Here is a 21,078-nt window from a genome sequence, read left to right on the forward strand (position 1 = left end):
GGTACGGCGGGCTTTTTGCACGGCGGCCAGCGGCAGGGCGCCGCTCAGCCCAGCAGTTCGCGGAGCCAGCGGCGTGACGTCCACAGGCCGAGCGCGGCGAAGACCAGGGACACGAAGAAGCCGAAGAAGGGGCTGACGAGACAGCCCAGCTTCCAGCCGATGGCGCTGGCCATGGCCGCGATCAGGTAGCCGAGGATGTGTTGCATGGCGAATCCTCCAGACGATGATGCCGCCAATATCGCAGGAAGCGGGCCAGTCTGCGGATCCCATCACGAAAACGGCCCCTCGCCAGGAGAGGCGAGGGGCCGTGGCTGCCAGACCGGAGGCGGCGCTAGGCGTTCTTCGCCAGGTAGCGGGCCACTCCGTCGGCGGTGGGGGTCATGCCCTCCTCGCCCTCGACCCAGTTGGCCGGGCACACCTCGCCGTGCTTCTCCACGAACTGCAGGGCGTCGAGCACGCGCATGGCTTCCTCGACGTTGCGGCCCAGGGGCAGGTCGTTGATGGTGGCGTGGCGGACGACGCCGTCCCTGTCGATGAGGAACAGGCCGCGCAGCGCCACCTCGTCGTCGAAGAGCACGCCGTAGTCACGGCTGATCTGCTTCTTGAGGTCGGCCACCAGGGGGAACTGGATGTTGCCGATGCCGCCCTGGTCCACCGGGGTCGTCTTCCACGCGAAGTGCGAGAAGTGCGAGTCGATGCTCGCGCCGATGATCTCGCAGCCCTTGGCCTGGAACCGCGCCAGCGCCTTGTCGAAGGCGATGATCTCGCTGGGGCAGACGAAAGTGAAATCCAGGGGGTAGAAGAACAGCACCACGTACTTGCCGCGGTAATCAGAGAGCTTGAAGTCCTCCTTGAAGCTGTTGTCGGGCATGACGGCGGTGGCGGTGAAATCGGGGGCGGGCTTGGTGACGAGGAAGCTCATGGGTGTCGGTCCTCCGGGGTTGATGTCAGGGATATCAAAAACTCGGGGAGACATGAAAGGGCGGTTCTGATAAACCGCAACCATTCCGATATTATCGATCAAGAGGTCCGCCTCAGCCGAGACACTCGCGGCAGGAGCCCTGCAGGATCACGTTGTAACCGCTGATCTCGTGTCCCTCGACCGTGGAGCCGACCAGGTCGTCGAGCACGGGCATGACCGTCTCGAGGTCGAGGATCCGGTTGCAGTGGCGGCACTGGAAGTGGAGGTGGGGCTGCGTGTGCCCGTCGTAGCGGGCCTCCTGGCCGGCGAGGCCCGCGAGGCGCACGGCCTCACCGGTCTCCTGCAGGATCTCCAGGTTGCGGTACACGGTGCCGAGGCTGATGCGCGGCAGTCGTTCGCGAACGGTCCGGTAGAGCTCGCCGGCGGTGGGATGGCTGACGCTGGCCTGCAACTCCTCGAGGACCACCTGGCGCTGGCGGGTATTGCGCCGCTGGTAGACGGTCATGATCTCTCCCCCTGAAAGAAAGTCGTCCGTCAAGTATCCGTGTTCATTATCGGAAAGCGGGGGGATGGCGTCAACGCTCGAATGAAAACGGGCCCCCCGGTTGGGGGGCCCGTCGGGATCGTCAGACGATCCGATCGAACGACATTACCACTTGGCGATCATGCCGATGGCGATGCCGTAGGGGCTCTCGCCGTTGCGCGTGATCATGCCATCGTCGCCGGTCGCCACGGCCATGCGGTAGTCCTGGCCATGGCCGCCGCGGAACGGCGTGTTGTAGGCGTTGTCCTGGTTCATGCTCATGGCGTAGGCCACGTACAGCAGGGCGCTCTTGTTCAGGTGGAAGTCCACGCCCAGGGCCAGCAGGGCGTTGCCCAGGTCCTTGGGCTCGGGGTCCACGTTGTCGACGGAGTAGTCCATCATGTAGTACTGGCCCTTGAGCTCCCAGACGGGAGTGGCCATGAAGCTGGCGCCCAGGCCGTAGGCGGTGCCGCTGATGTCCTTGTCGCCGCCGATGTTGCTGACGGTCTGGAACAGGCCCTTGACCGCGAACTTCTCGGCGGTGTAGCCGGCCACGGCGCGGAAGATGCTGCTGCTCTCGGTCTCGTCGTCCTCGTCAGTCGGGTCGTAGCCGAAGTAGCCCTTGTCGTGCATCTCGTAGCCGACGCCCACCATGAAGGCGTCCTTGTCGTACACGGCCGAGCCGCTGAACAGGGACATGTAGCTGTCCTTACCCTCTTCGGGCACGTACTGCAGCGCCACGACCACGGACTCGGCCAGCTTGGGCGTCTTGTACATGATCATGTTGGTGACGCGCTCGTCGAAGCCCTTGGGACGATCGCTGTCGTCCATGTAGTTGATGTCGAAGCGCGTGACGTTACGGGTGTCGCCGATGCGGTCGCCGAAGAAGTCGACCGAGCGGCCCAGGCTCTTGATGGGCGTGTCGTGGCGGCCCCAGATGACCGAGCCCCAGTTGCCCATGACGCCGACGTAGCTGTTGCGGCTGGACAGGGTGTTGCCCTGCTCACCGTTGAAGTCGGCGAAGCTTTCGTACTGGAAGATGACGGTGAGGGCCTCGACCTCGGTCTCGTACTTGCCCTTCACGCCCAGGCGGGTGCTGTTGGACGAGACGAAGAAGCTCGAGTCCTCGCCGTTATTCAGCGACTCCATGGAGACATGAGCCTTGCCGTAGACCTTGTAGTGCATCTCGCCCGCCATCGCGGCGCCGGTCAGCATCAGGGTCATGACCATGACGGTAGTGAACAACTTCTTACTCAATGTGGGACCTCCTTGCAGTCCTCATGGGTTCGTTCCCGGTTACCACCTTGTTACCGGAAACCTCTTGGCCCCCTGTGAAGGGGGGGCATCTCTTCAATCGATCCTCAACTCCCGTGCGTCCCGTGGTGTCGCCCGTGACGCACGATCTCGCCATCCACCATGTAGATGGCATCCTCGGCGATGTTGGTCGCGTGGTCCGCGATCCGCTCGATATGCTTGGATACGACCATGAGGGAGACCAGTACGTCAACCCTGGATCCACCCTCAGTCATTTCCTGCTGAATCCGGCTTACCAGTTCGTGGTACTCCCGATCCACCTCGTCGTCGGCCGCCAGGACCTCCCGGGCCAGCGCGGCATCCATGTTGACCACGGCGTCGAGACTCTTGCTCACCATGGCCTGGGCCTTCTCCGCTATTTTGGGCAGAGTCCGGGCCGTGTCAACAATCTCTTTACCAGCCACGGCCGGCGCCGCCTCGGCGATATTCACCGCCAGGTCGCCGATCCGCTCGAGATCGTTGTTGATCTTCAGCACCGCGACCACGAACCGCAGATCGATGGCCACGGGTTGATAGAGCGCCAGGATCTTGAGGCATTCCTCCTCGAAATCCACCTCCATGAGGTCGATCTCCAGGTCGCGAGAACGGACCTGATCCACCAGGGCCGTCTCACCGGTAGAAACGATCTTCACGGCCAGGTGCAGGTTTTCTTCAACCGCGGCACTCAGCGTGAAGAGGGCTTTCTTCAGCTTGCGAAAGGAGGTTCCGAGATGGGCGTGCATGACCATGCTCCTTCTCTGGCCGCAGCGGCCGCGGCGCCTTCCCTGCGCTCACGGCGCCGGAATGTAATCGACAAGCGGTATGGCTGCAACCAACCATTGGCTGAATCAGCCGTTCCGGTTTGACAATGCGCGATCGGGTAGGGCGATGGTGAACGTGCTGCCTTGGCCCACGACGCTGGAGACAGAGGCCTCGCCGCCATGGGCCTGGGCGATGTGCTTGACGATGGCCAGACCGAGACCGGTGCCCCCCAGTTTGCGGCTGCGGGCCCGATCTACCCGGTAGAATCGTTCAAAGAGGCGCGGCAGATGTTCGGACGCGATGCCGTGGCCCTGGTCGCGAACGGTGATCAGCACTCGATCCCGATCCTGCCTTGCTGAGACCTCCACGGCGCTCTCGCTGCCGCTGTATTTCAGCGCGTTGTCCACCAGGTTGACCACCGCCTGTTCGAGCAGGGCCGGATTGGCCGACAGGTGAAGGTCGGCAGGGCAGCTGATCTTGACGGCGGGCTGGGGCTCGGTGGCGCGGGCGGTGCAGAGGTTCACGGCGTCCATGAGCACCTCGGCGACCCGGACGCTTTCCTTGCCCAGCGCCCCGGGGCCGCTGTCCTGTTCGAGTCGTGACAACGAGAGCAAGTCGTTGATGATGGCCTGGAGGCGGTCGGCCTGGCGGTTGATGATGTCCAGGAAGCGCTCGCGCGCGGCGGGCTCGTCGGGTGGCGTGGTCTGGAGGGTCTCCACGAACCCCTTGATCGAGGTGATGGGCGTGCGCAGTTCGTGGGAGACGTTGGCCACGAAGTCGCGGCGCAGCGATTCGAGTCGCCGCATGCGGGTGACGTCGTTGAGCACGAGGAGCGCGCCGAGCCGCTGGCCATCGCGACCCTGCAGGCCCGTGGCGTGGACCTGGAGGTAGCGCTCGCCGTCGCGGCGCAGCACGATCTCGCCCTCCACGGGCTCGCTGCCGGACAGCGCGGTCTTGGCCAGGGCGATGAGGTCGGGGTTCCGGGTCACTTCCTGGAGCGTGCGGCCCTTGGCCTGGCGGGCGACGATGCCGAGCAGGTCGCAGCTCGCCTGATTGACGCCGATGACGATCTCCTCGCGGTCGATGGCCAGCACGCTCTCGACCATGCTCGCCAGCACGGCTTCCTGCTCGTTGCGCTGGTTCTCGATGGTGCGGATCCGGTCCTCGAGCTGCTCCGCCATGGCGTTGAGCGCCTCGGCCAGGGCGCCGATCTCCTCGCTGTCGGCGTCGGTGGTCAGGCGCCCGCCGAACTGCCCCTGGGCGAAGCGTTCGGCGCTGGCCTTCATCTCGCGCAGGGGGGTGCTGATGCGGCGGGCCAGACCGTAGCTGATCAGGGCGGCGCACAGCGCCAGCAAAAGGCCGCCCAGGGCGATGCGCTGCTGGACGACCACCAGCGCCTGGTCGATGGATTCCAACGAGTGGGAGGTCCGCAGCACACCGATCAGCGTCTCCCCCTGCTGGATGGGCAGCGCCACGTACATGCGCTGGTGGCCGAGGGTGGCGCTATAACGGACCGCGCGACCGGGCTGGCCCCGCAGCGCCGTGGCGATCTCGGGACGGTCGGCATGGTTGTCCATCCGCTGGGGATCTTCGCTGGTGTCGCCGACGACCTGGCCATCGGGGAGGACCACCGTGATCCGCGTGTTGGCGGCCCGTCCCTTCTCGCGGCAGAATCGCTGGACCTCCTGGTGCCGGCCGGCCAGGAGTTGCGGTTGCGCCTCGGTGATCAGCAGGAGGCCACGGTCGGTGAGATCCTGGCGCGTCTGGTCGTAGAAGAATTCGCGGAGCGACCGGGACGTGTACCCCGTGATCAGCACCAGCGAGAGGACGATCACCGCCAGGAACGGAAGGAAGATGTGCCAGAGCAGGCTTCTGCGGTGCATATCACTCGCCGAGCTTGTATCCCACGCCGCGCACCGTGGTGATGTAATTGGCCGCTGGTCCCAGCTTCTTGCGCAGGCTGGCCACCTGGACGTCGACCGAGCGGCCGGTCACGGGATAATCCTCGCCATGGACGGCCCGCACGATCTGCGACCGGCTGAACACCCAGCCGGGGCGGGACGCCAGGAAGTGCAGGATGCGGAACTCGGTGTGCGTCAGGGCCACCGGCTCGTCGTTGACATGGACCTCGTACCGCCCCGGGTGAATCCTGATCTCGGCGTAGTTGAGTGCGCCGTCGGCGTCGGGGCGACCGTCGGCGCTGCGGCGCAGGACCGCGGCGACCCTGGCGGAGAGCACCTTGGGACTGAACGGCTTGGTGATGTAGTCGTCGGCGCCGGCCGCGAACCCGGCGACCACGTCCTCCTCCTCGCCCTTGGCGGTGAGGATGATCACCGGCAACGTGCTGGTGTGCTCGTTCTGCTTGAGCCGGCGACACACCTCGAGCCCGTCCAGGCCCGGGAGCATGAGATCCAGGACCATCAGGTCCGGACCGTTCTCGGCGACCAGCTCCAGCGCTTCCTCGCCACGATCGGTCACGTCGACACGGTACCCGGAGTTGAGCAGAGTGTACTCCAGGAGTTCCTGGATGTCCTCTTCATCCTCGACCACCAGAATCAACTCGTCGGCCATGGCAACCTTCTCCTTGCTGGGTGCGTTCCTCGCGGATCGCCCGGGGCTCCAGCTGAACGGGTGCTTTCCTTCATCTGGAATCGGCAGTATATGAAGAGATTGCGGACTTCAGGTTAGAATCTCGTCAACGAATTGTAAATGACGCTGATCGAGGACCGGAATCGCCGAGGAGACGGCCATGCGTATCCTGCTCGTGACCTCCCTGCTGCTGGTCGCCCAGGCCGCCCACGCCGCGCCGCTGCCCACGCCCTGGGAACGCGATCCCGAGGCCACGCCGCGCTATGCGGAAACCGTGGACTGGTGCCGGCAGCTGGCGGCCGCGCGCGACCAGGTCGCCTACGCCACCTTCGGGGTCAGTCCTCAGGGACGCGACCTGCCGCTCGTGATCTGGGACCGGGACGGGCTGGCGGACCCGGCGGCCTGCCGCGAGGCCGGGCGGCTGGTGCTGCTGGTGCAGGCCTGCATCCACGCCGGGGAGAGCTGCGGCAAGGATGCGGGCATGGGCTGGCTGCGGGACCTCTGCGACCAGGGCCCGGCGGGGATCACCGTGCTCTTCATCCCCATCTTCAACGTCGACGGCCACGAGCGCTTCTCGCCGTACGGCCGGATCAACCAGAACGGTCCGCGCGAGATGGGCTGGCGGGTGACCGCCCAGAACCTGAACCTCAACCGCGACTTCTACAAGGCCGACTGTCCCGAGATGCAGGCCTGGCTCCGGCTCTGGAACGCCTGGCGACCGGATTTCCTGGTGGATGTCCATGCCACGGACGGGGCCGACTACCAGTATGTCCTGACCTACGGCCTCGAGCGCCACGGCAACCTGGAGGCGGGACTCACGGCCTGGCTCGACCGGTACATCGCTGACATGGAGGCGCGCATGGGCGCGTCGGGGCTCGCCATCGCGCCCTACGTGAGCTTCCGGGCCTGGCACGATCCGCGCAGCGGTCTGGACAGCTGGGTGGCCGGACCGCGGTACAGCCAGGGCTACGCCGCGATCCGTAACCGGCCCGCGTTGCTCATCGAGACCCACATGCTCAAGCCCTATCCCGAGCGGGTGCGGGCCACGCGGGCCATGCTCGAGCACACGCTAGCGCACCTGGCGGACACGCGTGGCGAACTGCTCGCCCTGGTCGCGGCCGCCGACCGCCACACGGCCTCGCCTTCGTTCAGGGCCGCGCCGCTGGCCCTGGACTGGGGGCCGTCGGAGGCCCGCACCGAATTCCAGTTCCAGGGCGTGGAGTACGAGAGGGTGACCAGCGAGCTGAGTGGCGGCGACTACTTCATCTACCACGGCGACCGGCCGGCCACCTTCACGGTCCCGTTCTTCGACCAGCCGCAGGTCTCGGTGAGCGCCACCCTGCCCGAGGCGTACCTGGTGCCGCCGGAATGGGGCGAGGTCCTGGAGCGCCTGGCGCTGCACGGGGTGGCGCTGCGCCGGCTGGGCGAGCCGGTCGAACTCGCCGTGCGCGGCTGGCGGGTGCGGGATCCCCGCTGGCGGCCGGAACCCTACGAGGGACGCCACCCGCTCACCTGCGAACTCGAGCCGCTGCTCGAGCGGCGCGTGTTTCCCGCGGGCACCGCGGTGATCGACCTGGCGCAGTCCGCGGCCCGCGCCGCCGCCCACGGCCTGGAGCCGGCGGCCCCCGACGCCTTCCTGCGCTGGGGCTTCTTCGACGCCGCCATGACCCGCGTCGAGTACGTGGAGAGCTACGTCATCGAGAAACTGATGGCCGAGATGGTGGCGGCGGATCCCGGCCTGCTGGCGGAACTGGAGGCGGCCAAGGCTGCAGATCCCGAGCTGGCCGCCGACCCCTGGGCCATCCGCTACTGGTTCTATGCGCGGACCGCGTATTACGACCAGCGTGCCTACGTCTATCCCGTCGGGTGCCTCGATGATCGTAATGTTCTGGAAACATTGCTGTTGCGGTGAAATTCGATGATCGCTGCCTAACGGCATCTTCACGCAACCCTGACGGTTAACGCATTTTTAACGTTTCCTTTGCATTGGCAACACACGCCACACCTACCCTTTCGCCGTCGCCCGGATGGGCGGAACGGTTCTGTTGTCACCCCAACAAGGGATGCGTGTGATGAACAAGAGCAAGCTGATGGTCAAGGCCCTCGTCGCTGTCGGCGCCGTGTGCCTGCTGACCGGCGTGGTCGCCGCGGCTGTCGCCGTGGACGCCAAGCTTCCCCACTACCAGAAGACCAAGGGCGTCTCGGGCTCCATCAAGAGCATCGGCTCGGACACCATGAACAACCTCATGGCCCTGTGGTCCGAGGACTTCCGCGGCATGTACCCCAGCGTGCAGGTCGAGATCGAGGGCAAGGGCTCCAGCACCGCCCCGCCGGCCCTGATCAACGGGACCAGCAACTTCGGCCCCATGAGCCGCGCCATGAAGTCCAAGGAGATGGACGAGTTCGAGGGCAAGTTCGGCTACAAGGCCACCCAGCTGCGCACGAGCATCGACATGCTTGCGGTCTTCGTCCACAAGGACAACCCCATCGAGGGCCTGACCCTGCAGCAGCTCGACGCCATCTTCGCCAAGACCCGCAAGGGCGGCTATGACAAGGACATCAGGACCTGGGGCGACCTGGGCCTGACCGGCGAATGGGCGAACAAGCCCATCAGCCTCTACGGTCGTAACAGCGCCAGCGGCACCTACGGCTACTTCAAGGAGCACGCGCTGTTCAAGGGCGACTACAAGGACAGCGTCAAGGAGCAGGCCGGCAGCTCGAGCGTGGTCCAGGGCGTGGCCAGCGACAAGTACGCCATCGGCTACAGCGGCATCGGCTACAAGACCGCCGACGTGCGCGCGGTGGCTCTGAGCGCCGACACCGGTCGCCACCCCCAGTTCGTGGGCGCCGTGGCCGACAACGCTTACACTGGCGAGTACCCCCTGGCGCGGTTCCTGTACCTGACCGTGAACCACAAGCCGGGCAGCCAGCTCGATCCCCTGCGCCGCGAGTTCGTGAAGTACCTCTTCTCGAAGGACGGCCAGCTGAACGTGGTGAAGGACGGCTACTATCCCGTGACCGCCGCCATCGCCCGCGAAGAACTGCAGAAGCTGGGGATCGAGCCCGGCTTCTAGGATCGCTCGACGATCCGGCATTCTGGGGGTCGGTCCGGTGGACGGGCCGACCTCCAGGATTGCCGGAGAGCGACGCCGGCCCCGGAAAGGGACGCCATGGACAAGAAGCAGCAGGCCACAGGACAGGTGTTCTCCGGCCGGACGCGGCAGCGGCGGCCCAAGAAGTCGGTCCTAGTGAAGGACCGCCTGGCCCGCTGGATCATCTCCCTCGGCGGCATCGGCAGCATCCTGGCCGTCTCCATGGTCGGCCTCTTCCTCTTCTACGTGGTTCTGCCGCTCTTCCTCGCTCCCGGCCTCGAGGAGCAGAACACCCTCGCGGCCGGCGACCTGCCGGCGCGCGTGGTGTACGTGGGCATCAACGAGTACGCCACCATCACCTGGACCCTGCACCGCGACGGTTCGCTGGAGGTGCGGAGCCTCGCGGACGGCCGGATCCTCGAGCAGGCGGCGATCCCGGACGCCGAGCTGCTGACCTGCTGGTCGTTCAGCATCGAGGGCGACCGCTGCGCGTTCGGCTACAGCGACGGTTCGGCGCGGGTCGGGACCATCGGTTTCTCCACCCGCTATCTCGAGGCCGATGAGGTCCCCGCGGACATCCGGAACATCGCCGTCGGCTCGGCGGCGCCCTGGCAGCGGGGCGTGGTGGAGCGCACGCCCGAGAATCAGTTCCGCTTCCAGGAACTCGACCTCGCCATCGGCGACCCGGTGCCGCTGGCCACGAGCCCGCTGGTCAGGATCGATCAGAGCCTCGGCAACTCCGGGCCCATGCTCGCCGCCCTCGACGGCGCCGGCGTGCTGCACATGAGCAGCCTCCGCGAGCGACGCAACCTGCTCACCGGCGAGGTCACCGTCACCACCACCGGCGGCAGCCTCGACCTGCGGGCGGCGGGGCTGCTCGGCGAGAGCGGCATCGCCCCCGCGCAGCTGCTCCTGACCGGCCTCGGTGACAACGCTATGCTGGCCTGGTCGGACGGCCGCCTGATCCGGATCGACACCGCCGACCCCGAGGATCTGCAGCCCACGGGCGAGGTCGACCTGGTGCCCGAGGACGGACACCGCCTGACCGCCATCTGCTTCCAGATCGGCAAGGCCTCGCTGGTGACCGGCGACGATCTGGGTCGGATCCGCGTCTGGTTCCGCGTCAAGGATCCCGACGCCGAGAACCACGACGGGACCTCGCTGGTCCTGGCCCACGAGCTGCCCGGCATGGCGGCCGTGGCCACGGCGCTTTCGCCGTCGGCCCGGATGCGCAGCGTGGTGGCCGGTTTCGCCGACGGGACCGTGGCGCTCTACCACATCACCAGCAACCAGCTCACCGCCCAGGTGGACGCCACCGAGGACGACGAGCCCCTGGACTTCGTGACCCTGGGCCCGCGCGACGACGTGATCCTGGCCCGTGCGGCCGACGTCACAAGGGTCTGGCGCATCGACGCGCCGCATCCGGAGACCAACTGGACCTCGCTCATGGGCAAGGTCTGGTACGAGGGCTACAACGAACCGACCTGGGTCTGGCAGTCCTCGGCGGCCACCGACAGCTTCGAGCCCAAGTACAGCCTGATGCCGCTGATCTTCGGCACCATCAAGGCCACCTTCTACAGCCTGCTGTTCGGCTTGCCGTTGGCCTGGTTCGCCGCGCTCTACACCTCGGAGTTCCTGCACCCGCAGGCCAAGGCCCGCATCAAGCCGGTGATCGAGCTGATGGCGAGCCTGCCGTCGGTGGTGCTGGGCTTCCTGGCCGCGTTGGTCTTCGCCCCGTTCCTCGAGAAGCTGGTACCGGAGACCCTGACCGCCATGCTGACGGTGCCCTTCTGTTTCCTGGCCGGCGCTTACCTCTGGCAGCTGCTGCCCCAGCAGAAGGCGCTGCTCTGGGAGAGGTACAAGTTCGCGCTGATGTTCGTCGGGTTGCCCGCAGGGCTGCTGCTGGCCGGCGCCCTCGGCCCGGGAGTCGAGCGCACGCTCTTCGCCGGCGACATCGTGGCCTGGCTCGACGGACAGATCGGCTCGGGCACCGGCGCCTGGATGTTCCTGCTGCTGCCCCTGAGCGCCCTGGCCCTCTTCGTCTTCAACACGCAGGTGGTGGACGGCTGGCTGCGCCAGAGCAACCGCGACTGGTCGCGGCTGCAGTTCGGCCTGGTCGACCTGGCGCGGTTCGCCATCAGCTCGGCGGCGGTCCTGATCCTGGCCTGGGGCTGCTCCGGCCTGCTGGCAGCCATGGGGCTCGACCCCCGCGGCAGCTACGTCGACACCTACGTCCAGCGGAACGCCCTCGTGGTGGGGGTGGTCATGGGCTTCGCCATCATCCCCATCATCTACACCATCAGCGAGGATGCGCTCTCGGCGGTGCCCAACCACTTGCGTGCCGCCTCGCTGGGCGCCGGCGCCACGCCCTGGCAGACCGCGGTGCGGGTGATCATCCCGCCGGCCATCAGCGGGCTCTTCTCCGCCATGATGATCGGCCTGGGCCGCGCGGTGGGCGAGACCATGATCGTCCTGATGGCCGCGGGCAACACGCCGGTCATGGAGTGGAACATCTTCAACGGCTTCCGCACGCTGTCGGCCAACATCGCCGTCGAGCTGCCCGAGGCGGTCCAGAACAGCACGCACTACCGGACGCTGTTCCTGGCCGCCCTGACGCTGTTCGTGATGACGTTCATCCTCAACACTGCGGCCGAGGCGGTGCGGATCCGCTTCCGCAAGAAGTCGCTGGAGCTATGAGCACCGACGCCCTCAAGACCCAGCCCCCGCCGACGCCGGCGCCGGTGCGTCCGGCCCGCCGGCGCAGCCGCCAGTCACGGGTGGTCACCAGCATGCTGGCCCAGGGCGAACCGCTGCTCTGGTTCACCGGCGGCGGCCTGGTGCTCAGCTGCGTGATGATCGTTGGCCTGCTCGCGCTGGTCTTCTACCAGGGCTTCGGGACCTTCTGGCCGCAGCCGGTGGTGAGCCTGACCACCAGCGACGGCCAGACCGTCTGGGGCGAGGTCACCCGCCACGACAGCTTCCAGCCCGAGCCCTCGCTCCTGGACGGCCTGGCGCCCAGGGAGCGTGCCGAGGCCGAGGCCGAGCTGGTCGCCAGCGAAGGCTGGCTCGCCCGACGGCTGGTGCGGTCGGGCAACTTCGAGCTCTCGGGCGAGCACTTCAACTGGGTCAGCGATTACGAGATCGTTCCGGGCGGCGAGACACGGCCCGAGTGGGCGCTGGTGTTCGAACGCCTGTCGTGGGGCCGGTTCTACGGCGAGCCGACCGCTTACGTGGTCGACGGCGAGGTCCGCGCCGAGGAGCCGGCGGCGATCTGGGCCGCCTTCCAGGCCGAGCACGCCGAGGTCCGCGAGCGCTACCGCGAGCAGCGCCACCTGGAGACCCACGCCGTCGCCCGGCTGAACCATCGCCTCGAGCAGGCCCGCCTCGCCGCGCGCCAGGCCGAGCTCGATCACGGGCTCGATTCGCCCGAGTGGCGGGCCCGCGACGCGGCCTCGCGTCAGGTCGAGGAGCAGACCCGCCAGCAGTTCGCCGACCTCTCGCGCCAGATCGAGGAGCTACGCGCGGAGAACCGGCGCTTTGTCCTGCGTCTGCGCACCGGCGATGGACAGGAGACCGAGCTCGCCCTCGGCGACATCGTGCGGGCCTATCCCGCGAACCAGCTCTCGCTGGGCGAGAAGATCGGTCTCTATGCCTCGCGCTGGCGCGAATTCCTCGTCGACGAGCCGCGCGAGGCCAACAGCGAGGGCGGGGTCTATCCGGCCATCTTCGGCACCGTGGTCATGACGCTGATCATGTCGATCCTGGTGGTGCCGTTCGGCGTGCTGGCGGCGCTATACCTGCGCGAGTACGCCAAGGCCGGCGCCGTGGTCTCGGCGGTGCGCATCTCCATCAACAACCTGGCCGGCGTGCCCAGCATCGTCTTCGGCGTGTTCGGGCTGGGCTTCTTCAGCTACATCATCGGCGGCGCCATGGACCAGGCGTTCTTCGCCGCCAAGCTGCCCAGCCCGACGTTCGGCACTGGCGGCGTGATGTGGGCCTCGCTCACGCTGGCGCTCCTGACGCTGCCGGTGGTCATCGTGGCCACCGAGGAGGCGCTGGCCGCAGTTCCCGGCTCCATGCGCGAGGGCAGCTACGCCTGCGGCGCCTCCAAGTGGCAGACCATCCAGCGCATCGTGCTGCCGCGCGCCATGCCGGGCATCATGACCGGCGCCATCCTGGCCATGGCCCGCGGCGCCGGCGAGGTGGCGCCGCTGATGCTGGTTGGCGCGGTGAAGCTCGCCCCCGAGCTGCCCATCGACGGCATCGCGCCTTACCTCCACCCCGAGCGCAGCTTCATGCACCTGGGTTTCCACATCTACGACCTCGGCTTCCAGAGCCAGAACTCGGAGGCCGCCAAGCCCATGGTGTTCACCACGACGCTGCTCTTGATCCTGATCATCACCGCCCTGAACCTGGCGGCCATCTGGCTGCGGACCCGCCTGCGCCGCAAGTTCGTGGCGTCGCAATTCTAGGCATGACTTGCTCGAGGTCGACATGAGCGAGGAGAGAGATATGGAAGCCCAGACGTCGGAGACCGAGGTCCCCGCCACCGTGAAGCCAGGCGCTCAGAAACGGGGCCGGACCGGTGAGAGCCGGCTCGAGGCCATCGCCGCCGGCGCCACCGTCGAGAGCGATATCCACGACGAGCTGAAGCACGAAGAGGCGGTGCTCGAGGTCCAGAAGTTCAACCTCTGGTACGGGCAGAAGCAGGCGCTCTTCGACATCACCATGCCGGTGCCGCGCGGCAAGGTGACCGCGCTGATCGGTCCCTCGGGCTGCGGCAAGTCCACGTTGCTGCGGTCGGTGAACCGGCTCAACGACCTCATCGGCACGGTGCGCCACGAGGGCGACATGCTCCTGAACGGCGACTCGATCTACGGCCGCTCGGTGGACGTCATCGAGCTGCGCCGCCGCATGGGCATGGTCTTCCAGAAGAGCAACCCGTTCCCCATGTCGATCTTCGAGAACGTGGTCTACCCGTTGCGCATCGACGGCGAGCGCAATCGCAACGTGCTCAAGGACGTCTGCGAGCGCACGCTCAAGGGCGCCGCGCTCTGGGATGAGGTGCACGACCGGCTGGGCGAGTCGGCCCTGGGCATGTCCGGCGGCCAGCAGCAGCGCCTGTGCATCGCGCGCGCCATCGCCGCCGAGCCCGAGGTCCTGCTCATGGACGAGCCCTGCTCGGCGCTCGACCCCATCGCCACCAGCAAGATCGAGGAGCTGATCAACCAGCTCCGCGGCGAGTACTCGATCCTCATCGTGACCCACAACATGCAGCAGGCGTCGCGCGTGAGCGACTACACCGCCTTCATGTACCTGGGCCAGCTCATCGAGTACGGACCGACGGCGGAGATCTTCACCAATCCGCACCTCAAGGAGACCGAGGACTACATCACGGGGCGGTTCGGGTAGGGCCGGGGTATCCCGAAAATCTGTTCTTGGTGGGTTCGGGGCCGGCGTCATGCCGGCCCCGTAATGCTGTCAGGCATGGCGCTTCAGCGGACCATTTGCACCTGTTTCATGGGCAGTGGCGCGATGGTGGCCTCACCCTCGGTGTGCAGATGGAGCACGCCCTGGGGCGTGGGCATCATCACGTGGATCTTCTGCGGCAGGCCCGGCTCCACCGCGGCGGTGGGGTTGCCGTAGCAGACATAGCCCTCGATGGCGACGGGCGGCTGCCACAGCCCGTCCTCGAACACGCTGTACGCCACGGGAGCCTGCTGGCCGATGCGGCTGTCGCCCGCGGTGAAGAAGGCGAAGAGGCGGCCGAAGGCGGTGACCAGATCGGGAATGCGTGCGGTGGTCACTCCGGGTACCTGGACCGGCGGCGCCCACTCGCCCCAGCGATCGCGCTGGGTGTGCCACAGGGTGGGCGAATTCTTGGCGACGTAGACCATGTGCAGGGTCCCGCCGAGCCCGGACATGGCCACGTTCGAGCGCGAACGCTGATCGGGCAGCCTCACGTTGTGGCCCCAGCCCCAGCCCGCCTCGGCCACGTAATAGATCGGCTTGCTGTCGTTGTTCTTGCCGCCGTGGGCCAGGTGCAGCGCGCCGTCGAAGCCGGCGAGGCTCGCCCGGCGCGACGACCGTATGTCGGGGATCTCCACGGGCTCTTGCCAGGCGCGGCCGTCCCAGACGCTGTGCGCCAGGACGAAACTTCCGGGCGTGGCCACCATGTGCAGGACTCCGTCGCACACCGCCAGCGAGGGGGACATGCCGCTGCGGTGGTGTGCGAGGTGAACCGGTGCGGTCCACTGGCCGTCGACGAGGCGCGCGTGGATGATATCCTTGCCGCTGGTGCAGGACACCGCGTGCAGGGCGCCGTCTTGCCAGACAGCGTCCATCTCGCCATAGAAGGCCTCGAAACCGGGAATCTCGGCGGCCTGGGAGAATTCGAGGGGGTCGGCGGCGGCGGGGAGGGTGCTCAGGACGATCACGCAGAGAGCGGATAGGGCGAGGCGCATGGGCTTCTCCTCCAGCGAGGGGTGGTTGATTGAGGGAGCACTATCAAGATCCGTGCCGTCTGTCAATCAACCAGGCCAGGGCCAGCAGGGTCCCCGTCCCCGCCAGCAACGACCATCCCGGCGCCAGGCCGAATCCCGCCGGCAGGAAGCCCAGTAGCGCGGCCACCGCGGCGGTGATCAGCGCGTATGGCAGCTGGGTGCGCACGTGGTCATGAGGCTCGACCTCGCAGGCGATGGACGTCACGATGGTGGTGTCGCTGAAGGGAGAGCAGTGGTCGCCGAAGACCGCTCCGCTGAACACCGCCGCCACGGTGGCGTGCAGGAGCTGGGGGTCGCCGCCGCCCGCGGTCGCGGCGGCCGGGATCGCCAGGGGGAAGAGGAGGCCCATGGTGCCCCAGGAGGTGCCGGTGGCGAAGGAGATCAGGGCGCCGGTGACGAAGGTGGCCAGCGGCACCAGGGCGGGGGACTGGGCCTGGCGGACGAGTCCGGCGATGAGGTCGGCCGTGCCCAGGGCCTGCACCACGCTGCCCAGGATCCAGGCCGCGATCAGCACGAACACCGGCGCGACCATGGTGCGCAGGCCATGCGCGAACGCGCGGTTCGCCCGGCTCACGCGATCCGTCGGGCGACCGGGTATGAACGCGGTGGCGACCAGGGTGGCCACCACGCCGGCCAGGACCATCACCAGGGGTCCGGCGTCCGATCCGAAGGCCGCCACCAGCCGGTCGCGACTCGGCGGCCAGAGAGGCCCGGGACTGCCGAGGACCAGGAAACCCAGGACGAACGCCACCAGCAGGGCGGCCAGGGGCACCAGGGCTGCCCTGGGGCTGCCCGCCACGGTTGACGCGTCGGGGGGCGGGTCCGTCGCAGTTCCCCTGGCGGCACGTTCGAACGCCGCCATGGGACCAGGCGCGAATCGCCAGACGATGGCGGCGACCAGCAGGATCAGCGTGAACCAGCAGTGGAAGTTGTAGGGCAGCGAGCGCAGGAACTCGGCGTACGGGTTCACCGCGAGCCCGGCCAGCCGGAATCCTTCCTCGATCATGGTCAGCTGGAAGGCGATCCAGGTGGAGACGAGCGCCACGCAGGCCACCGCCGAGGAGGTGGAGTCGACGATGTAGGCGAGCTTGACCCGGGCCACGCCGCAGCGGTCGGCCAGGTCGCGACCCACGCGGCCGACCATCATGCTGTTGGCCAGACCGTCGAAGAAGCAGAGCAGGCCCAGGCCCATGGCGGCCAGCTGGAAGCGTCGGGCGGCGTCGCGTCCCGGGGGGGCGAGCCGTCGCAGCAGGGTGGTGAAACCGCCGCCGGCCTCGAGCACCGCGGCGAAGCCGCCGAGGACCAGGGTGAAGGCGATGGCGCCGGTCTTCCAGGGGCTGACGAGGCTCGGCGCGAGGTGGTCGCGGAACACGGCGAGATAGGCCTGCCAGGGGTCGCCGCCGCAGAGCAGGACCGAACCCAGGAAACCGCCGATCAAGAGACCCGCGAGGGCGCGGCGCGTGAGCAGGATCACCAGCAGCGCGGCCAGCGGCGGCCAGAGCGCGGCGGACCGGCCGGGGTCGACCGCCAGGTAGGCGGTGACCGCCACGATGGCGATGGCGACCCCGACGCGGAGATGGTTCATCGGCCCGTGCTCCCCGGATGCTCGGTTCAGGCCTCCAGCCGCCGGTACACGATGCGGTGCGGCCGATCCGCCTCCTCGCCGAGGCGCCGGCGCTTGTCCTCGAGGTAGTCGGAGAAGTTGCCCTCGAACCAGCGCACCTCGCTGTTGCCCTCGAAGGCCAGGATGTGGGTGCAGATGCGGTCGAGGAACCAGCGGTCGTGGCTGACCACCACGAGGCAGCCGCCGAAGTCCAGGAGCGCGTCCTCGAGCGCGCGGAGCGTGTCCACGTCGAGGTCGTTGGTGGGCTCGTCCAGCAGGATCACGTTGGCGCCCGACTTGAGCAGGTTGGCCAGGTGGACCCGGTTGCGCTCGCCGCCCGAGAGCGTGCCCACCTTCTTCTGCTGGTCGGCGCCCTTGAAGTTGAAGCCGGCGCAGTAGGCGCGGGCGTTGACGAGGCGGCCGCCGAGGTCGAGCTCCTCGGCCCCGCGGCTGATGTTGTCGTAGACCGACTGCTCGTCGTCGAGGTCGTCGCGGGCCTGGTCGACGTAGGCCAGCTGCACGGTCTCGCCGATGCGCAGCGTGCCGGCGTCGGGCTCTTCCTCGCCGGTGATCATCCGCATGAGCGTGGTCTTGCCGGCGCCGTTGGGACCGATGACGCCCACGATGCCGCCCTTGGGCAGGTGGAAATCGAGGCCGTCGAAGAGGAGCTTGTCGCCGAAGGACTTCTTGAGGCCGGCGCCCTCGACCACGAGGTCGCCCAGGCGCGGGCCGGCGGGGATGCGGATCTGCGCCGCGCGCTGCTGCATGGCGCGGTCCTGCTCCACCAGCTCGTCGTACCGCGAGAGGCGCGCCTTGCTCTTCTTGTGGCGGGCCTTGGGTGAAGTGCGCACCCACTCGAGCTCGCGCTCGAGGGTCTTGAGCCGCTTCTGATCCTGCTTCTCGGCCTGCAGCAGCTTGGCCTGTTTCTGCTCGAGCCAGCTCGAGTAGTTGCCCTCCCAGGGCACGCCCTTGCCGCGGTCCAGCTCGAGGATCCAGCCGGTGACGTTGTCCAGGAAGTAGCGGTCGTGGGTGACCAGGACCACGGTGCCGTGGTACTCGCGCAGGTGCTTTTCGAGCCAGGCCACCGACTCGGCGTCGAGGTGGTTGGTGGGCTCGTCCAGGAGCAGGAGGTCGGGCTTCTCCAGCAGCAGGCGGCAGAGCGCCACGCGGCGCTTCTCGCCGCCGGAGAGCGTAGCCACCGCCTGGTCGCCGGGGGGGCAGCGCAGCGCGTCCATGGCCACCTCGAGGCGGCGGTCCAGCTCCCAGCCCTCCACCGCGTCGATCCGGTCCTGCAGTTCGCCCATCTCGGTCATCAGGGCGGTCATCTGGTCGGGGTCGATGTCGGGATCGCACATGGCCTGGGAGATCTCGTTGAAGCGGTCGACCATGTCCTGGACCTCGCGGACCGCCTCCATGACGTTGCCCTTGACGTCGAGGTCGGGATTCAGCTCGGGCTCCTGGGGGAGCCAGCCCACCTTGACCGAGGGGTCGGGATAGGCCTCGCCCTCGAACTCGGTCTCCACGCCGGCCATGATCTTCAGCAGGGTGCTCTTGCCCGATCCGTTCAGACCGATGACGCCGATCTTGGCGCCGGGGAAGAAGCTGAGCCAGATCCCGTCGAGGATCACGCGGTTGGGCGGCACGGTCTTGCGCAGTCCCTGCATGGTGAAGATGTACTGCTGGGCCATGGGTCGGTTCTCCGGGTTGGGGGTCGTCGCTCGCGGCGGGGACCATACTGGCGGTCGCCGTGCCCACAAGCAAGCCGGATCCGGTGGGATGGCCAGGGGGCGGCCTCGTTTCTGGACCGGGCGGCGTGGATCCGGTACAATGAAGGCGAGGGATGGAAGGCCCGGAGCGTCCAACGCTTCGGTGTCTTTTTTGGTTTCGCGACGGAGAGGTCCATGCGGCGATTTCAGGGTCGATGGAGCCAGGTGGCGGCGCTGCTGGTGGTTGGCGTGTCCGCCGCCCAGGGGGCCACGCTCCTGCTGGGCACCGAAGGATCGGCGCCCTACCGCGACCTGGCGCAGGCTCTGGCGGCGGCGGCCCCCGGCGACGAGATCCTCATCGGTCCGGGAACCTACACGGCGGCCGACCTCTGCCTCGAGGCCGACGTCACGCTGCGCTCGCTGGAGGGCCCCGAGGCGACGATCCTCGATGGACGCGACCAGTCGCGGCTCATGGAGATCGAGGGACCGTGCCGGGTGACCCTGGCTGGCCTGTCCTTCGTCCACGGCTGGATCGGCAGCGAGGGGGGCGAGGGCGCGGTGATGTACGTGCGCAACGGGGCCCAGGTGGCGGTCCGGGACTGCGTCTTCGCCGACAACGCCGTGGGCTGGGACAGCGGCGCGGTCCATGTCCGCCACGCCGGGACCGAGGTGACCCTCTCCGGCTGCACGTTCCTACGCAACCAGGCGGTGCACAGCGCGGGGGCGGCGGGCGTCATCTGGGATGCCGTGCTGCGCGTGGAGGATTGCCTCTTCGTGGAGAACACCTCGGATCGGATCGGGGCGGCGCTGTCGACCTGGCGCGGGGGCCGGCTCCTGATCCGGAACTCGATCTTCCTGCGCAACGCCGCCGATGCTGCCACGGTGGTCATCGAGGGGGCCTCGGCCGAGATCATCGGCTGCACGTTCCACAACAACGATTCGCTGGATCACGGCACCATCCTGGTCCACCAGACCGATGACGTGGTGATCCGGAGCTGCATCATCACCGGGGACTGGGACGGGGCCGGGCTCGTGTTCCTCGATGCGACCGGTCGCCACGAGGACAACCTTTATTTTGGCAACGCCGGGGGCGCGATCCTGGGTGACGCTCTGCATGCTTCGGAGATCGTGGCCGACCCGCTCTACTGCGACCACCTCCGGGACGACCTGCACCTCAGCCCGCGATCGCCGGCGTGGCGACCGGACGGCGATGCCTGGCTGGGCGCCCTGGGCGTGGGCTGCGACGAGCGTGGCGGCGATCCGCTGAGCCGCACCCCTGAACAGAGCCCCTATTGAGGCTTCCCCGTGGAATCGAGACTCCAGCGGGCTTGTTGACAAATCCCTGCATTTCAACCCGCTCATCTGCGCTGGTTTGCCGCCTGGTTCTTTTTTTTGCCACCTCCACGGGCGATATGCTAGACTCGCATCCATGAACACGTTGATCGGAGAGGCATCATGAGACCCCACCTCATCGTCGCCCTGCTGCTCCTGTCGATCCTGGTCTTCAGCGATGGCACGGCCCGGGAGCCAGCGGCCGACCCCTCGTTCCAGCGTTCCCTGCCCCCACCGCGCGCTCGACGGACCATCGAGGGCGACCTCTGCGTCACGGCCTTCGCCCTGTCTCACGGCGAATCGCGCCAGCTGGATCTCTGCCAGGCCTGGAACGATTACGACCCCGGCGCCTTCGGCTGTTCACCCTGTGCCCTGCCCGGCCCCGAGGTGGTGGCCGCGCTCGACACCCAGCCCGGCGAGCTGCTGCGGGTCCAGACCTCCGTGCTGTCGGGCGATCCCGATGTGCGCGTCTACCTGGCCACGGACTGCGAGGATCCCGAGAGCAGCTGCCTGGCGGCGGCCACGTCCGCGGCGGGCGTACTGGAGCATACTGTGGTCGGCGGTGGCGATCTCTACCTGTTCGTCGATACCACCGGCGAGTGCGGCGAGGTCGAGGTCTCGCTCCAGCGCACGGCCAGCACGACGAGGACCACCTTCAGCGCGCTCAAGGCGGTCTATCGCTGAGAGACCGTCGCGCCTTGCAGCGAGGCCCCGGATCAGCGATCCGGGGCCTCGGCGTGTCAGGGCGGCGGC

At 67.8% G+C, this 21,078-nt stretch carries 17 protein-coding genes; 7 read left to right on the forward strand and 10 right to left on the reverse strand.

From position 1 onward, the window contains the following. Positions 1-44: 44 nt before the first annotated feature. The 7 genes from IFSED24_RS18495 to IFSED24_RS18525 all read right to left on the reverse strand — a co-directional run bounded on the left by IFSED24_RS18495 (position 45) and on the right by IFSED24_RS18525 (position 6,071). Positions 45-206 (reverse strand): hypothetical protein, encoded by a 162-nt coding sequence (locus tag IFSED24_RS18495; RefSeq protein WP_491332967.1) that lies wholly within the window; start codon positions 204-206, stop codon positions 45-47. Positions 207-331: 125 nt separating this feature from the next. Further along, positions 332-922 carry a peroxiredoxin gene (locus tag IFSED24_RS18500; protein ID WP_491332968.1) on the reverse strand — a complete coding sequence of 197 codons (591 nt, stop codon included), beginning with the start codon at positions 920-922 and terminating at the stop codon, positions 332-334. 112 nt (positions 923-1,034) lie between these two features. Next, on the reverse strand, positions 1,035-1,427 hold the full coding sequence (locus IFSED24_RS18505; protein ID WP_491332969.1) for a Fur family transcriptional regulator: 393 nt from the start codon (positions 1,425-1,427) through the stop codon (positions 1,035-1,037). Between the two features lie 144 nt (positions 1,428-1,571). Next, complete coding sequence (locus IFSED24_RS18510) at positions 1,572-2,702, reverse strand: porin (protein ID WP_491332970.1); 1,131 nt, start codon at positions 2,700-2,702, stop codon at positions 1,572-1,574. Positions 2,703-2,806: 104 nt separating this feature from the next. Then, positions 2,807-3,481 carry a phosphate signaling complex protein PhoU gene (gene phoU / locus IFSED24_RS18515; protein WP_491332971.1) on the reverse strand — a complete coding sequence of 225 codons (675 nt, stop codon included), beginning with the start codon at positions 3,479-3,481 and terminating at the stop codon, positions 2,807-2,809. A 105-nt stretch (positions 3,482-3,586) separates the two neighbouring features. Next, the gene (locus tag IFSED24_RS18520) at positions 3,587-5,383 is read right to left on the reverse strand and encodes an ATP-binding protein (RefSeq protein ID WP_491332972.1); all 1,797 of its coding nucleotides are present in this window, start codon (positions 5,381-5,383) and stop codon (positions 3,587-3,589) included. A gap of 1 nt (position 5,384) precedes the next feature. Next, positions 5,385-6,071: a response regulator gene (locus IFSED24_RS18525; RefSeq protein WP_491332973.1), complete on the reverse strand. Its 687-nt coding sequence runs from the start codon at positions 6,069-6,071 to the stop codon at positions 5,385-5,387. A 178-nt stretch (positions 6,072-6,249) separates the two neighbouring features. Between IFSED24_RS18525 and IFSED24_RS18530 the strand changes: the two genes are divergently transcribed. The 5 genes from IFSED24_RS18530 to pstB all read left to right on the forward strand — a co-directional run bounded on the left by IFSED24_RS18530 (position 6,250) and on the right by pstB (position 14,593). Further along, positions 6,250-8,001 carry a M14 family metallopeptidase gene (locus tag IFSED24_RS18530; RefSeq protein WP_491332974.1) on the forward strand — a complete coding sequence of 584 codons (1,752 nt, stop codon included), beginning with the start codon at positions 6,250-6,252 and terminating at the stop codon, positions 7,999-8,001. A gap of 160 nt (positions 8,002-8,161) precedes the next feature. Beyond that, positions 8,162-9,163: a PstS family phosphate ABC transporter substrate-binding protein gene (locus IFSED24_RS18535; RefSeq protein ID WP_491332975.1), complete on the forward strand. Its 1,002-nt coding sequence runs from the start codon at positions 8,162-8,164 to the stop codon at positions 9,161-9,163. A gap of 96 nt (positions 9,164-9,259) precedes the next feature. Continuing rightward, positions 9,260-11,878, forward strand: a complete 2,619-nt coding sequence (locus tag IFSED24_RS18540) for an ABC transporter permease subunit (protein ID WP_491332976.1) — start codon at positions 9,260-9,262, stop codon at positions 11,876-11,878. After that, a complete protein-coding gene (pstA, locus tag IFSED24_RS18545) occupies positions 11,875-13,653 on the forward strand; it encodes a phosphate ABC transporter permease PstA (RefSeq protein ID WP_491332977.1) in 1,779 nt (592 codons plus the stop codon). Before IFSED24_RS18540 ends, pstA begins: the two co-directional genes overlap by 4 nt. Positions 13,654-13,675: 22 nt before the next feature. Continuing rightward, positions 13,676-14,593 carry a phosphate ABC transporter ATP-binding protein PstB gene (gene pstB, locus IFSED24_RS18550; RefSeq protein WP_491332978.1) on the forward strand — a complete coding sequence of 306 codons (918 nt, stop codon included), beginning with the start codon at positions 13,676-13,678 and terminating at the stop codon, positions 14,591-14,593. Between the two features lie 83 nt (positions 14,594-14,676). Here pstB and IFSED24_RS18555 read toward each other — a convergent pair whose 3' ends face one another. From IFSED24_RS18555 to ettA, 3 genes are read right to left on the reverse strand one after another with little or no spacing between them, the layout of a single operon-like run. Next, complete coding sequence (locus tag IFSED24_RS18555) at positions 14,677-15,645, reverse strand: hypothetical protein (RefSeq protein ID WP_491332979.1); 969 nt, start codon at positions 15,643-15,645, stop codon at positions 14,677-14,679. A gap of 43 nt (positions 15,646-15,688) precedes the next feature. Beyond that, positions 15,689-17,269 (reverse strand): Na+/H+ antiporter NhaC family protein, encoded by a 1,581-nt coding sequence (locus IFSED24_RS18560; RefSeq protein WP_491332980.1) that lies wholly within the window; start codon positions 17,267-17,269, stop codon positions 15,689-15,691. 26 nt (positions 17,270-17,295) lie between these two features. Continuing rightward, on the reverse strand, positions 17,296-18,975 hold the full coding sequence (gene ettA, locus IFSED24_RS18565; protein WP_491332981.1) for an energy-dependent translational throttle protein EttA: 1,680 nt from the start codon (positions 18,973-18,975) through the stop codon (positions 17,296-17,298). A gap of 213 nt (positions 18,976-19,188) precedes the next feature. On the opposite strand from ettA, the gene IFSED24_RS18570 reads away from it, so the two are divergent. Then, the gene (locus IFSED24_RS18570; protein ID WP_491332982.1) at positions 19,189-20,289 is read left to right on the forward strand and encodes a right-handed parallel beta-helix repeat-containing protein; all 1,101 of its coding nucleotides are present in this window, start codon (positions 19,189-19,191) and stop codon (positions 20,287-20,289) included. A 159-nt stretch (positions 20,290-20,448) separates the two neighbouring features. Next, complete coding sequence (locus tag IFSED24_RS18575; protein WP_491332983.1) at positions 20,449-21,009, forward strand: hypothetical protein; 561 nt, start codon at positions 20,449-20,451, stop codon at positions 21,007-21,009. Positions 21,010-21,078 lie beyond the last annotated feature (69 nt).

The sequence above is a fragment of the Candidatus Latescibacter sp. IFSED24 genome, from assembly GCF_058273205.1.

Bases quoted from the DNA above. Each gene is read 5' to 3' on its own strand.
- IFSED24_RS18495 (WP_491332967.1), bottom strand. From the start codon at position 206: ATGCAACACATCCTCGGCTACCTGATCGCGGCCATGGCCAGCGCCATC.
- IFSED24_RS18500 (WP_491332968.1), bottom strand. From the start codon at position 922: ATGAGCTTCCTCGTCACCAAGCCCGCCCCCGATTTCACCGCCACCGCC.
- IFSED24_RS18505 (WP_491332969.1), bottom strand. From the start codon at position 1,427: ATGACCGTCTACCAGCGGCGCAATACCCGCCAGCGCCAGGTGGTCCTC.
- phoU (WP_491332971.1), bottom strand. From the start codon at position 3,481: ATGCACGCCCATCTCGGAACCTCCTTTCGCAAGCTGAAGAAAGCCCTC.
- IFSED24_RS18520 (WP_491332972.1), bottom strand. From the start codon at position 5,383: ATGCACCGCAGAAGCCTGCTCTGGCACATCTTCCTTCCGTTCCTGGCG.
- IFSED24_RS18525 (WP_491332973.1), bottom strand. From the start codon at position 6,071: ATGGCCGACGAGTTGATTCTGGTGGTCGAGGATGAAGAGGACATCCAG.
- IFSED24_RS18530 (WP_491332974.1), top strand. From the start codon at position 6,250: ATGCGTATCCTGCTCGTGACCTCCCTGCTGCTGGTCGCCCAGGCCGCC.
- IFSED24_RS18535 (WP_491332975.1), top strand. From the start codon at position 8,162: ATGAACAAGAGCAAGCTGATGGTCAAGGCCCTCGTCGCTGTCGGCGCC.
- IFSED24_RS18540 (WP_491332976.1), top strand. From the start codon at position 9,260: ATGGACAAGAAGCAGCAGGCCACAGGACAGGTGTTCTCCGGCCGGACG.
- pstA (WP_491332977.1), top strand. From the start codon at position 11,875: ATGAGCACCGACGCCCTCAAGACCCAGCCCCCGCCGACGCCGGCGCCG.
- pstB (WP_491332978.1), top strand. From the start codon at position 13,676: ATGAGCGAGGAGAGAGATATGGAAGCCCAGACGTCGGAGACCGAGGTC.
- IFSED24_RS18555 (WP_491332979.1), bottom strand. From the start codon at position 15,645: ATGCGCCTCGCCCTATCCGCTCTCTGCGTGATCGTCCTGAGCACCCTC.
- IFSED24_RS18560 (WP_491332980.1), bottom strand. From the start codon at position 17,269: ATGAACCATCTCCGCGTCGGGGTCGCCATCGCCATCGTGGCGGTCACC.
- ettA (WP_491332981.1), bottom strand. From the start codon at position 18,975: ATGGCCCAGCAGTACATCTTCACCATGCAGGGACTGCGCAAGACCGTG.
- IFSED24_RS18570 (WP_491332982.1), top strand. From the start codon at position 19,189: ATGCGGCGATTTCAGGGTCGATGGAGCCAGGTGGCGGCGCTGCTGGTG.
- IFSED24_RS18575 (WP_491332983.1), top strand. From the start codon at position 20,449: ATGAGACCCCACCTCATCGTCGCCCTGCTGCTCCTGTCGATCCTGGTC.